Origin of the sequence: Plantactinospora soyae, assembly GCF_014874095.1 — a bacterium.
Taxonomy (GTDB): domain Bacteria; phylum Actinomycetota; class Actinomycetes; order Mycobacteriales; family Micromonosporaceae; genus Plantactinospora; species Plantactinospora soyae.
In genome coordinates this window covers 2,289,027-2,301,657 of sequence record NZ_JADBEB010000001.1, presented here as the reverse complement: position 1 = coordinate 2,301,657, position 12,631 = coordinate 2,289,027, and the positions used below count along the sequence as shown (strand labels likewise).

13 protein-coding genes are annotated in these 12,631 nt (G+C 70.1%); 7 read left to right on the top strand and 6 right to left on the bottom strand.

Going from position 1 to position 12,631, the window contains the following annotated elements; all coding sequences use genetic code 11:
* Window positions 1–164: 164 nt before the first annotated feature.
* Complete coding sequence (locus H4W31_RS10280; RefSeq protein WP_192766446.1) at window positions 165–578, bottom strand: GntR family transcriptional regulator; 414 nt, start codon at window positions 576–578, stop codon at window positions 165–167.
* A gap of 47 nt (window positions 579–625) precedes the next feature.
* Window positions 626–1,351, bottom strand: a complete 726-nt coding sequence (locus tag H4W31_RS10275) for a helix-turn-helix domain-containing protein (RefSeq protein WP_225945472.1) — start codon at window positions 1,349–1,351, stop codon at window positions 626–628.
* 318 nt (window positions 1,352–1,669) lie between these two features.
* Between H4W31_RS10275 and H4W31_RS10270 the strand changes: the two genes are divergently transcribed.
* The 7 genes from H4W31_RS10270 to H4W31_RS10240 all read left to right on the top strand — a co-directional run bounded on the left by H4W31_RS10270 (window position 1,670) and on the right by H4W31_RS10240 (window position 6,825).
* Window positions 1,670–1,822, top strand: a complete 153-nt coding sequence (locus H4W31_RS10270) for a hypothetical protein (RefSeq protein WP_192766444.1) — start codon at window positions 1,670–1,672, stop codon at window positions 1,820–1,822.
* Window positions 1,813–2,208 (top strand): hypothetical protein, encoded by a 396-nt coding sequence (locus H4W31_RS10265; RefSeq protein ID WP_192766443.1) that lies wholly within the window; start codon window positions 1,813–1,815, stop codon window positions 2,206–2,208. The genes H4W31_RS10270 and H4W31_RS10265 overlap by 10 nt, the downstream gene beginning before the upstream one ends.
* 378 nt (window positions 2,209–2,586) lie before the next feature.
* Window positions 2,587–3,138 (top strand): RNA polymerase sigma factor, encoded by a 552-nt coding sequence (locus tag H4W31_RS10260; protein ID WP_318783125.1) that lies wholly within the window; start codon window positions 2,587–2,589, stop codon window positions 3,136–3,138.
* A complete protein-coding gene (locus tag H4W31_RS10255) occupies window positions 3,135–3,929 on the top strand; it encodes a zf-HC2 domain-containing protein (RefSeq protein ID WP_192766442.1) in 795 nt (264 codons plus the stop codon). The genes H4W31_RS10260 and H4W31_RS10255 overlap by 4 nt, the downstream gene beginning before the upstream one ends.
* A 111-nt stretch (window positions 3,930–4,040) precedes the next feature.
* Window positions 4,041–4,844 (top strand): ABC transporter ATP-binding protein, encoded by an 804-nt coding sequence (locus H4W31_RS10250; protein WP_192766441.1) that lies wholly within the window; start codon window positions 4,041–4,043, stop codon window positions 4,842–4,844.
* Complete coding sequence (locus H4W31_RS10245) at window positions 4,841–6,214, top strand: hypothetical protein (protein ID WP_192766440.1); 1,374 nt, start codon at window positions 4,841–4,843, stop codon at window positions 6,212–6,214. Before H4W31_RS10250 ends, H4W31_RS10245 begins: the two co-directional genes overlap by 4 nt.
* Complete coding sequence (locus H4W31_RS10240) at window positions 6,211–6,825, top strand: hypothetical protein (protein WP_192766439.1); 615 nt, start codon at window positions 6,211–6,213, stop codon at window positions 6,823–6,825. The genes H4W31_RS10245 and H4W31_RS10240 overlap by 4 nt, the downstream gene beginning before the upstream one ends.
* A 26-nt stretch (window positions 6,826–6,851) precedes the next feature.
* Here the strand turns inward: H4W31_RS10240 and H4W31_RS10235 are convergent, their stop codons facing one another.
* The 4 genes from H4W31_RS10235 to H4W31_RS10220 all read right to left on the bottom strand — a co-directional run bounded on the left by H4W31_RS10235 (window position 6,852) and on the right by H4W31_RS10220 (window position 12,575).
* Window positions 6,852–7,946, bottom strand: coding sequence for a PLP-dependent cysteine synthase family protein (locus tag H4W31_RS10235; protein ID WP_192766438.1), 1,095 nt, complete (start codon window positions 7,944–7,946; stop codon window positions 6,852–6,854).
* Window positions 7,947–8,180: 234 nt separating this feature from the next.
* The gene (locus H4W31_RS10230) at window positions 8,181–8,501 is read right to left on the bottom strand and encodes a MerR family transcriptional regulator (RefSeq protein ID WP_192766437.1); all 321 of its coding nucleotides are present in this window, start codon (window positions 8,499–8,501) and stop codon (window positions 8,181–8,183) included.
* A gap of 579 nt (window positions 8,502–9,080) precedes the next feature.
* On the bottom strand, window positions 9,081–9,950 hold the full coding sequence (locus tag H4W31_RS10225; RefSeq protein WP_192766436.1) for a hypothetical protein: 870 nt from the start codon (window positions 9,948–9,950) through the stop codon (window positions 9,081–9,083).
* A 249-nt stretch (window positions 9,951–10,199) separates the two neighbouring features.
* Window positions 10,200–12,575 carry an HAD-IC family P-type ATPase gene (locus H4W31_RS10220; RefSeq protein WP_225945470.1) on the bottom strand — a complete coding sequence of 792 codons (2,376 nt, stop codon included), beginning with the start codon at window positions 12,573–12,575 and terminating at the stop codon, window positions 10,200–10,202.
* Between the last annotated feature and the right edge of the window lie 56 nt (window positions 12,576–12,631).

The following is a 12,631-nucleotide window of genomic DNA, read 5'->3' as shown; positions in this document are numbered from 1 at the left end:
GCGAAGAGGCCCACCACTCCAAGGCCGCTGCGCATAACCAGCGTCACCGGTGAACGCTTGACGCGGCGCATCAATCGGACACAAGAGACGGTCAGCGGTCCCATCTACCGGATCCGCCATCAGCGGCGTTCGTGGCCGATCGGGTCAATCCTGCTGCGCCGGCATCACTCGGGCGGCGGAACCTCGACCCGGTGCCTGTGCGCTGAGTACGCCTCATCCAGCCCGCCAGGGCTCCGGATGATCAGCAGCGGCACGCCTTCCGGAACGTCCAGGGCTCGCCGCTCCTCCGGGGTCGGGTTGCGTGCCCACACCTGCGATCCCGGCTCGGCGACGATCAGCTGCGGCTCGACCGGCTCCCGCACAACCACACCGTAGCCTCGGACCAGTTCGGCGAGGCCCTCATCGCGCAACTGCTTAAGGGCAGCGCGGGCGGTCTTGCTCGCCACCCCGTACGTCTGGGCAAGCGCGCCCTCTGAGGGAAGGCGCCGGCCCGGCCGGTACTTGCCGCTGTGAATCTCCGTGCGCAGCGTGCTCGCTATCTCCTGATAGCCGACGGGTGGCTGCTGAGGGTAGATCACCGGTGCAGGCTAGGTTGCAGCCCACAGGGGGCTAGCCAGCTAGCTAGCTAGCTGTCCTGCGGCGTCTCCCCGCCTGGCCAGATGTCTCTGCCGATGTCCCACAGGTGTTCGATGTGGGCGGCGTAGCGGTCCCACAGTCCGCCGTCCTGGCGGCGACGTAGATGCCAGGTAGGCGAGCCGTGGCCCATCTGATCTTCGAGGTGGGTGCAGACCAGCATGTCGTTGTCGAACCGGAAGACGGACAGGGCGATGTGCCTGTCGCTGAATCGGCCCTGCACCCGGGGTGCCAGGTCCCGAAGCTTGCCCATCTGGTCAAGCGTGACCTGGATCCGCGTCGACACGGTGAGCGGCACCCCCTCGATCCGCTCCCGCTCGGCCGTGATGGCGCTGTCCTGATCACCGACGAGGAATCGGACCCGAGCGCCGGCCTCGACCCGGCGGCGCAGTGTGTTTTGAAGACCGGGCAGGTCGAGCCATAGGAAGTAAGACGTATAGCCGCCAAACACGAGATCATGACCGGCGTGGGCGATGAGGTCTCGCCATAGCGTGCGGGGGATGAAGCTCCTATGTGGGTAGACCGAGACGATCTCGCGGTCGTACCCAGTCTTGATGGCGCTTCGGACGGCCTCCGGCCAGATGTTGTCCACGTCGACCTCCAGTGCGACGGCGACCGCATGCCGGTGTCGCGGGTGCGGCATCCGCCCGGGCGACACCCACCGAGAGACCGTCTTCGCGTCGACCCCGACGATGCCGGCCAGGTCGGCTTCCGTCATCTTCGCACCGGCTAGTGCATCGCGTAGTGCATGGTTGGGCACCTTGCCACCTCGCTAGGACGTCTGGGACGTTTCTCGCACTGTAGCGACAAACGTCCTGCCCGTCCCTGGAACGTCGTTCCCCGACCTAGCTAGCTCGCCTACGTTGCGTGTGGGACGTCTCGACCGGCCGTAGGACCTGGGTCAGTCGCAAGCAGGTGCGCGTCCCCGTCGGTCCGGGCTGCTGCCTCGGTGTCCCGGACCTGCGCCGGATCAGGTAGTGAGTGGCGCTCCGTGATCGGTGATCCGGGGCGCCACGTACCGGGAGGTGACGCGACGATGGACGCATGGGCCCGTTGGCGGGCAGACCGGTGGATCGAGCGGCTGCACCAGGGCGGTGGCCGGTGCACCGAGTGTGGACGGCGCGGCGGGTGCCTGGCGCTACTCGCCGTCGTACGCCGCAAGATGGCCCGGTCCCGCGCATGGGGATGATCGAGGGTCCGCACGGTGTCGCGATCGATGCTGCGTACGACATCATCACCACGCACGCCAGCGGCGGCGACTGCGGAGCCTGCCGGCTCAACTGGTGCCCGACGGCCGAGTGGGCGCTGTGGGTTGTCGTCGCCGAGCCGGCAGCGGTACGCCCCGACGCCCGGCAGTTGGTCACGATCGTGGCCCGTCAGGTGATGGCCGCGCACTGGCCAAGTGCCGTTGACGGCTGCCGGCCCTGTGGACTGCCGGACTGCGACCGGATCCGGACCGCCGGGCCGTGGCTCGAAGTCCACGATCCGGGGTACGTACCGCCGCTGATCCAGACGCTGACGCGGTCCAGACCGCCGACCGACGACGAGCTACGCGAGATCACCGGAATCGATTGAGAGGAGGGGTACCAGGTGGTTGTGCACCGGGTTCAGGACGGCACCGACAAGACGAGGTGCGGCGAACGAATCAGCAAGTTGTCGCCGACCGAGGGGACGACGACCCGTCCGGATCGGGTCACATGCCCGCTGTGCAGGTAGAGCTTCTACCTGCACACGCGTAGGCGGGTAGAGGGAACTGACCCGGCCCCGCTCGGGCAGCAAGAGCCGGTCGGCCCGGCGGGACCCGGTAGCCCGGACGTGATGCTGTCGGGTCCCGCCACCCCTGGCACCCTGGATGCGGGACCGATGCCTCGGTATGCATAAACCAAAGACGGATGTGACGCGGGTCACGAACGGGAGAGAACCGTCTCGGGGGTACGCGTCGTCTTGCCTGATGTGAGACGAAGCCTGGACGAACTCGACGAGGGCGAGTTGCTGCGCCGGATCGCTCGGGGCGACCGGCGCGCCTTCGACGAGTTGTACCGGCGTACCTCGCCGTGGTTGACCGTGCGGCTGCGCCGGCGGTGCGCCGACGAGGACGTGGTGGCCGAGGTGCTCCAGGACACGTACCTGGCGGTGTGGCGCTCGGCCGGCAGCCAGGCGCACGCCAGCGCCGGAGGCAGCGCGGTGGGCTGGTTGTGGACGATCGCCGCCCATCGGCTGGTCGACGCGTTCCGGCGCCGGGCCCGGCTCGAGCGGGTGCCGGCGGTACGGACCTTCGAGGCGGTGGCTCCGGCGGCCGAGGAGGAGGCGCTGGCCGGCGGAATGGACGCCGATCTGGAGCGGGCCCTGCTGGCGTTGCCGGCGGAGCTGCGTCAGGTACTGCGCGCGATGGTCCTCGACGGGTTGACCGCGCGGGAGACCTCGCTGCTGCTCGGTATGCCGGAAGGGACCGTGAAGACCCGCGCGCGGCGGGCCCGGATCGCCCTGCGGGAGGCGCTGTCATGACCACTCATCCGACCCACGCCATGATCTCCCGGTACGCCGTGGGCGCCGCCGACGTCGACGACGCGACCGTCTGGGCCGTGGAGGCGCACCTGGAGTCCTGCGCCACCTGCCGGACGTTGTTGGCGGACGCCGTCGACCCGGGCACCCGGGACCTGCTGGGCCGGGTGGCCGACGGAATCGCCACCGGGATCGCCACCGGCCCGAGCCCGGTGCGTCGTCGACGGTCGCGGCGTACCGGGGTCGCCGCCCGGGTGCTGCCCTGGCTGGCCACGGCGGCCGGACTGGTGCTGGCCGCAGTGCTCTTCGAGCGGACCTTCGACAGCCTGCCTTCGCTGGTACTGCTGATCTCGCCGGTGGCACCACTGCTGCCGGTCGCCGCGGTGTGGAGCCGGCGTACCGATCCGGCCTGGGAACTGCTGGCCACGATGCCCCGGGCCGGGTTGTGGCTGCTGCTGCGCCGTACGTTGGCGGTGCTGGCGGTGGTCCTTCCGGTACTGGCGATGGCGGGTTGGTGGACCGGTCACTCCCCGGCCCTGTGGTTGTTGCCGGCGCTGGCCTTCACCGCCGGAAGCCTGGCGCTGGGCGGACTGGTGGGGGTGGACCGGGCCGCGCTCGGGTTGGCGGTCACCTGGTCCGCCGCGGTGGTACTGCCGAGTCTGGCCGGCAACCGGCTCCCGGCGATCCTGACCGGCGACAGCTGGCCCGGATGGGCGGTGATCACCGTGGCGCTGCTGGCCGTACTGCTCGTCCGGGCCGCCGACCACCGCCGTCTCGGCCTCGGCCGTACCTGACCCGGTGCCGCGAAGCCCCCGGCCGGGCCGGGGCTCATCACCACACCGACAGCCCTTCCGAGAGAACCCATCCCGGTGGCGTATCCGCGCTACCCGACGAATGGAGACATCATGATGCGCGCGGTCAGCGCGGCGGAGATCGCACCGACCACCTATCCGTGGGCGGTGCACGCCGAGAAACTGGTCGTCCGAGCCGGACGGCACGTGGCGGTCAACGGGCTCGACCTGGCGCTGAACACCGGCGTACACGGGCTGCTCGGCCCCAACGGCGCCGGCAAGACGACGCTGATGCGGGCGCTGGCCACGGTGGTGGAGCCGGCCGGTGGGCGGCTGAGCCTGCTCGGCGACGACCTCACCGGCCGCGCGGACCCGCGTCGGGTACGCCGCAACCTGGGGTACCTGCCGCAGCACTTCGGCTTCTACCCCCGCTTCACGGTCCGGGAGTTCGTCGAGTACATGGCCTGGCTCAAGGAGATGCCGAAGACGGTCATCCCCGGTGCCGTGCAACGGGCCGTCGAACGGGTGGGTCTGGCCGACCGTGCCGACTCCCGGATGAAGACGCTCTCCGGCGGCATGCTGCGGCGCGTCGGCATCGCGCAGGCCCTCGTCAACGATCCGCAGGTGCTGCTGCTCGACGAGCCGACCGTCGGCCTGGATCCGGAGCAGCGGATGGGCTTCCGTGACCTGCTACGGGAACTCGGCATGGACAGTTGTGTACTGGTCTCCACCCATCTGGTCGAGGACGTCGCGGTGGCCTGCACCGACGTGGTGCTGATCCACGAGGGCCGGTTGGTGTGGCAGGGCAGCACGGCGGAGCTGGCGCGGCAGGGTACCGCCGCTGACGCCGGGGACAGCGCCACCGAACGCGGCTACTCGGCGTTGCTGCGTGCGTACCGTGGGCAGGTGTCGGGATGATGGGACGGATCCTGCGCATCGAGCTGCGGCGCTCGGCGGCGGTCGGTGTCGCACTGCTGTCACTGGTGGTCGGTACGGCGATGCTGCTGTCGTACACCGAGGGGTTCGCCGGGCGGTGGATGCAGTTGGCGGTCTCCGGCCGGTCGATGCTGATGCTGCTGTGGCCGTTGGCGCTGGCCGGCGGGGCCTGGCTGGGTCGGCGGGACAACCGCAGCCGGGTCGACGAGTTGTTCGCCAGCACCGCCAGGCCGCGGTGGCAGCGCGTCCTTCCGACCGCCGGCGCACTCGCGGTCACGGTGGTGACCGCGTACATCCTGATGTTCCTCATCGGGGCGGCATGGGTGGTACCGACCGCCGGTTACTTTCCGATCGCCGCGATCGTCGCCACCGCGGTCGGTGCGCTGTCGCTGATCGCCGCGGCCTGGCTCGGCATGGCCGCCGGCCGGGCGATGCCCCGGCTGGTCACCGCGCCCGCTCTCGCGGTGGCGGCGGTGGCCCTGCTCGCGCTGCTGCCCGACTACCTGTCCGTCTCCGCCATGGTCGACGGCCGGCCCGGTCCGGCGGCCCTGCTGCTCACCCCGGTCTACGTCGGCGGCCTGGACGATCTCCAGACGATCGTGGCCCGGGTCAACCTGACCCAGACGCTGTGGCTCGCGCCCCTCGCCGCCACCGGGCTGCTGCTGCTCGGCGCGGTCGGCCGTCGCGCCATCGCGCTCGCCGTACTTCCGGCGGTGCTCGGTGCCGCCGTCGCGGTACCGCTCATGCCCACCGGCGGCTACGACGCGGCGGGCGCCGTCGACCCGAAGGCCGCCGAACTGGTCTGCGACAACGACGGCTGGCAGATCTGCGTCACCCGGGCACACGCCGGGCTGCTGCCCGACGTCGTCGGCCCGGCCCGGCAGGCCCTGACGATGATGGCGGCGAAGCTGCCCGGCGCCCCCAGTCGGGCGGTGGAGACCCGACAGCTCGACTTCTGGGTACGGTCGAGACCGGCCCCGACGCCGGCCCTGGCCGACACGCTCGTCTTCGACGCTCCCCCGATCGGGCGTACCGGGCGCGCCGACCTTGCGGACGCGCAGTTTCTGCCGGCGCTGCTCCAGTCGGCCTGGCGGCAGGACTGCGGCGACGAGCCGGAACACCGGGACGTGTACCTCGCCCGGACGGTGGCCGCCGCCTGGCTGACCAACCAACCACCTGTGGCCGAGGACTGGTGGGAAGCCGGGGACCGCAACCGGGTGGACGTCGCGTACCAGACGCTGGTCGGGCTGCCCCAGGCCGAGCAACAACGTCGAATGGCGGCGGCCCGCGACGCGGCGTTGGCCTGCCGAACCGACACCCTCCGGTCGATGCTGCCCAAGGAGATCCCATGAGGTTCCTCCAGCTGTACCTGCGCTCCCGACGGGTTCCTCTCGCACTGGCCATCGCGACAGCGGCGATCACGGGTGTCTGGGCACTGTGCCTCGTCTACTCCGATTCGCCGACCATCGACGCCCGAGGGGTGAGCCTCACCGTGATGATCGCGGTGGCCGCGCTCGCCCCCACCCTCAGCGGCGCCGACGACGCCCTCGACCACACCGCGTCGATCAACTGGTCGAACCGCCGCGCCGGACACCTGCTCCTCGCCGCCACTGCGATCATCGCGTTGTTGCTGCTCAGCACGCTCACCGACGCGCGCTTCGCACCGTTGAGTCTGGTGCTGCGCAACACCGCGGGCCTGCTCGGGCTCACCGCCCTCGGCGCCGCGCTGTTCGGCACCGCCCGATCCTGGATCGCCCCGCTGACCTGGACCCTCATCTCGGTCCTGCCGCTGATCCATCCGAGCCCGGAGGTGACGATGCAGGTTGCCGGCTGGCTGGTGCAACCGGCCGGCACCACCGCTGCCACTGTCTGCGCCGCCGTGCTGGGGGTGGCCGGCCTGCTCGCGTACAGCCTGCGCGGCTGCCCCCGGAACCCCGCCGCCGAAACAGCTCCCGACCGCTGAGGACGCCGCCTCGGCAGTCCGGGAACTCACCGGGTTCGGTGCGCAGGTGGCAACCAGCGGCCACCGGCGAGGAAGTTCCGGATCGCCGTGGCGTACGGGGTCGGGTCGAGGTTCTTGCCGGCTGCCCACCCGTCGTCGTGGTACGTACGCAGGTGCCGGTCGGCGGCGTCGCCCACCAACGACACCACCGAGCCCTCGACGCCGCCGTCCCGCAGTTCGGCGACCAGGTGCAGAGCTCCCCACAGGTTCGTTCCGGTGGCTCCGCCGACCGGCAGCCCGGTATCCGCCCGTACCGCTCGGGCGGCGGCGACGCTGGCGGCATCGGGGACGGGGATCACGAGGTCGACCAGGGAGGGTACGAAACCGGGCTCCATCCGGGGCCGACCGATCCCCTCGATCCGGGACGGCATCCCGGTGGCGTAGTCGGCGGCACCCGTGGCCCAGCCCGGGAAGTACGCGGAGTTCTCCGGATCGACGACCGCCAGTCTGCTCGGCAGACCGTGGTAACGGATGTGCCGGCCCAGCGACGCCGAGGTGGCACCCGTACCCGCTCCGACCACGACCCACTGCGGATCGTTTCCGGCGACCTGCCGATGCTGGTCGAAGAGTTCACCGGCCAGGCTGTCGCCGCGCCAGTCGATGGCACGCTCGGCCCAGGTGAACTGATCGAGGTAGTGGCCGCGGACCTCGGCCGCCAGGCGCTGGGCCGTCTCGTAGATCGCCAGTGGCGGCGTGACGAACTCGCACCGCCCGCCCAGCGCCTCGACGGCGGCGGCCCGAGCCGGATCGGCCCTGCCCGGCATCACCGCGACGTACGGCAGATCGAGCAGTCGGGCGAAGTACGCCTGCGCCACGGCGGCGTTGCCTCCGGTGGCCTCGACGACCGTCGTACCCTCGGTGATCCGGCCGGACGCGACGGCGTACCGGAACAACGCCCGCGCCACGCGGTGCTTGACGCTGCCGGTGGGTTGCGCGGACTCGTCCTTGAGGTAGAGCGCGACACCCCACTCGGGCGGCAGTCGAAACGGCACCAGCCGGGTCGGTCCCACCTGCTCGGACTCGGCCGTCAGACGCCCGATGGCCCATGCCGCCCACCGCGTGGAGTCTCCGCTGTCTGCCATGCCGACCATGGAACCAGGTTCGGCACCATCTGACAGGACCGGAATGCGATCTGTCGACGGACGCTGCCCGACGGGTCCGCGAGAAGCCGCCGGGCGTCGATCCTGTCGTGTCGGTCGGGGTGAGCGCCGGAGATCGACCTCGGCGGGAACCCGAGCGCCTTCGCTCGCGAACGACGGCTTCGCTCGCAGAACGACGGCCGAGCTATCCGTCGGCCGAGCTATCCGTCGGCCGAGCTATCCGTCGGCCGAGTCCTGCTGGCGCAGTTGCTCGTTGAGCCTCAGGGCTTCCTGCAACTGGTCTTCGAGGATGATGATGCGGCAGGCTGCCTCCAGGGCGGTGCCCTGGTCGACCAGTTCGCGGGCCCGGCCGGCCAACCGAAGCTGGTACCGGGAGTAGCGGCGGTGCCCGCCCGCCGAGCGCTGCGGCTCGATCAGCTTCGCCTCACCCAGGCTGCGCAGGAATCCCGGCGTGGTGCCGAGAATTTCCGCGGCGCGCCCCATGGTGTAGGCGGGGTAGTCCTCGTCATCGAGAAACGTGTCCGACTCTTTGCCCATCTAGCCTCCACATGCGAGGGCCCCGGTGCACAAAGCACCGGGGCCCAGGGTTTTGGGTCTGAACACCATCTACCGACGTCGTCGGCTTGTCGTATCCGCACCGACCGCTCGAAGCGGTTGGCGGTGCGAGGATCGCGTAATCGTGACCGTTGACCACCTTTCGTTCTGATGGGACTACGGTGTCCGCTCCACACGCAACCGCGGGTAGCGGGCGATCCAACGGTGTGAAACCCTCCCTTTCCTCTACTTCCACTGTCACTTTCACTTCGCATCCGTCATTGCCGGAGCCCCTTGCAACCTCATGGCCCCATGCACGTGCGACGGACCGTCCTACCGGCCGGAGTCCGGATGTGCACGACCCCGGCAAGTCCACCCGTCGTGTCCTCACGGCCGGGCGGTGTACGTCTGCGTCTTTAGCAACCCTGTTCTCCCTACGAGAGAGAACATTAGCCGGCGGGCAGCCGAATGTCTACCGCAGCCACGATAGATTTTGTCGTCCACCGACCCGAACATGTTTCGGGTCAGCGAGTGACCCCCGCCCGCCACGGACGGCGAACGGGGATCCCGCACCGGTGACGGTCAGGCGCAGACGGCGTAGGCGCGTACGCCCCAGTTGCCGGAGAAGCCGTTCTCGTCCTCCATCCCGGTCACCGTGACCGAGGTCGACGACGTGGCGAGCACTCCGGTCATCCGGACCTGCCCGGCACCACCCTCGATCTCCCCGCCGACGCCGTGCACCCGCTTACCCGAGGGGCAGGTGGCGGTGTTGGTCTTGACGCTGGTCGAGTCGAGCAGACCGAACGGCCCCGCAGCCCGTACCAGGCCGGCCGGCGGCGTCACACAGATCGCCTTGGCGGTGATCCGCCAGTTCCCGGTGTGGCCGTTCGCGTCCTCGGCGCCGGTCACCGTGACGCTGCTCAGGTCGGCGTCCGGACGCAGCTCTTCCAGGACCACCTGGCCGAGGCCGCCGGACAGCTCACCGCCGGCACCCAGCGCCTTCTTCCCGGGCGTGCAGGGCAGGGTGACCGACTTGTCGGTCGAGTTGTCCGGGGAGAACATCGTCTCGGTCTCCAGGCCGGCGGGGGCCGGGGCACAGAGCGCCGTGGTGGTGATCGACCAGTTTGCGGCGAACCCGTTGTCGTCCTCCCGACCGGTCACCGAGTACGCGCTCCCGTCGACGAACGGCAGCATGGTGTCCATCACGACCTGGCCGGAGGCAGCGTTGATCCGGCCGCCGCCGCCGAGCACGGTGGTCCCGGCCGGGCACTCCGCGTTCGTCGTCTTCCAGTCGCTGTTGGCGGGTCCGGTGGTCTGGACCCGGACCAGGCCGGGCACCGCGTTGGCCGGCGCGACCACCATCAACTGGCTCGCCAGGACCGCCGCCGCGGCCAGGTTCACCCCGACCAGGATCCGCCGGGTACGGGCGGCACCATTCTGTCGTACGTTCATCGGGCAGCCTCTTCTCTTTCGCCTCTTCGGTAATTGGGTCGCCCGTACTGTCAATTCGATGACAGTTCTGCCGCATCCGACGTCGCAGCGGTTGACCCTGCTCCGACCTGGGGTTTTCCCGGTCAGGAAAGACGTTACGAGAAATGCTCTACAGTCGACTCACCAATTCGTGCCAGGCTGCCGGGAAGCGGAAATGCCCGAAATCGACGTCAGCAGAACCCATCGACGCGAGGCTGCATTTCTACATATCTAGAGGGAATGGGGTTCCGATCGCCGTGCGACGCGGGGACGCAGCCCGGCCCGGATCAGCTCCAGCAGCAGCCCGGCCGCGACCGCCAGCGCCACCGCCACCCCCGGCGCGGTCGTGCCGACCAGGCTCAACTGGAAGAACTCCTGAAGGAACGGCACCAGCAGGACGACCGCGAATCCCGTACCCATCGCCGCGACGAGGAGGATCCGCCACCAGGTGTACGGGCGGGCGATGATCGCCACCGCCCAGAGCCCGACCAGGAACAGGGTCAGCGTCGCGGCCGAGGTCTCCGCGGCCAGGTCACCGCCGTAGACACTCCGGGCGAAGAGGTACGACGTGATGGTCGCCGCCATCGCCACGAGTCCACCCGGTACGGCGAACCGCAGCACCCGGCCGACGAAGCCGGGTCGGGCCCGTTCGTTGTTGGGTGCCAGCGCCAGGAAGAACGCCGGAATGCCGATGGTGAGCGACGAGATGATGGTCAGGTGCCGGGGCAGGAACGGGTACGGCACCTGGCTCAGCACCACGACGATGGCGAGCAGCACCGAGTAGACGGTCTTGGTGAGGAAGAGGTTCGCGACCCGCTCGATGTTGCCGATCACCCGTCGGCCCTCGGCGACCACCGCCGGAAGCGCGGCGAAGTTGTTGTCCAGCAGCACGATCTGGGCCACCGCCCGACTGGCCGGGCTCCCCGAGCCCATCGCCACCCCGATGTCGGCGTCCTTGAGCGCGAGTACGTCGTTGACCCCGTCGCCGGTCATCGCCACGGTGTGCCCCCGGGCCTGGAGTGCCGCGACCATGTCCCGCTTCTGCTGCGGCCCGACCCGACCGAACACCGTGTGCCGGTCCACCGCCTCGGCAAGCTCCACCGGATCGGCGGGCAACGTCCGGGCGTCGATCGGATCCTCCGCCCCGGGCAGTCCGAGGCTACGGGCGACCGCGCCCACCGACAGCGCGTTGTCCCCGGAGATGACCTTCACCGCCACGCCCTGCTCGGCGAAGTACCGCAGCGTCCGGGCCGCCTCCTCCCGTACCCGCTGCCCCAGCACCACCAGCGCCACCGGATGCAAGGAAGGGCCCCTTGTTATCGCTTTTTGTAGAAGAAGGGCCCCCTCCTCACTCCCCTCCCGGGCCAACAGGAGCACGCGGAGTCCCCGGGCGCCATAGCCGTCGGCTTCGGCGAGCACCGGGTGGCCGGCCGGCAGCAGTACGTCCGGAGCGCCGAGTCGCCAGTCGGCGATGGTCCCCGACGGGTCGGTGAGGGTGGCGCCGCTCCACTTCCGGGCGGAAGAGAACGGAACCCGGTCCAGGACGCCCCAGCCGGCCGGCACCGGGTACGCGTCGACGATCGCCCGCAGGCTGGCGTTCGGTCGCTCGTCGGCCACGCCGAGCATGCCCAGTACCTGCGCCACCGGGGCGTCCGGGTCGAGTTGGCGTACCTCGGTCACGTCCATGGCGCTGTCGGTGAGGGTTCCGGTCTTGTCCAGGCAGACCACGCTGACCCGGGCCAGTCCCTCGATCGCCGGCAGTTCCTGTACGAGGCAGCGCCGCCGGCCGAGCCGGATCACCCCGACCGCGAACGCCACCGAGGTGAGCAGCACCAGCCCCTCCGGCACCATCGGGACCAGGCCGGCGACCATCCGTCGGACGGCCTCGGGCACGTCGTCCGAGTTGACCAGGTACTGGCTGACGATCAGGGCCAGTCCGGTCGGGATGATCAGCCAGGTGACGAACCGCAGGATGGTGTTGAGTCCGCCGCGCAGCTCCGAGTTGACCAGGGTGAACCGGCTGGCCTCCTCGGCGAGCCGGGCCGCGTACGCCGCCCGACCGACCTTGGTGGCGGTGAACGCCCCGCTGCCGGCGGTGACGAAGCTGCCGGAGAGCAGCGGGTCACCGACCTGCTTGACCACCGGATCCGCCTCGCCGGTCAGCAGCGACTCGTCGACCTCCAGCTGTTCCGACTCGGTGACCACCCCGTCGACCGCGATCTGGTCGCCGGGTCCCAACTCGATCAGGTCGTCCAGGACGAGATCGGCGGCGGCCACCTCGACGGCCTGCCCGTCGCGGCGTACCACCGGACGGGCCGCTCCGACGATCGCCAACCGGTCCAGGGTCCGCTTGGCGCGTAGCTCCTGGACGACACCGATCAACGTGTTGGCGATGATCACGCCGCCGAAGAGCGCGTCCTGGATCGGGCCGACCGCGAGGATCACCCCGAACAGCACGCCCATGATGGCGTTGATCCGGGTGAACAGGTTCGCCTTGACGATCTCCCCGACGCTCCGACCGGACCGGACCGGTACGTCGTTCACCTGGCCCGTCGCGATCCGTTCGGCGACCTGGGCCGTACTCAGCCCGGCTTGCACTGTCAGCATGCGGTCGAAGATACGAATTCCACCCCGCCGACCGATGCACCCGATGGTCGCCCCTG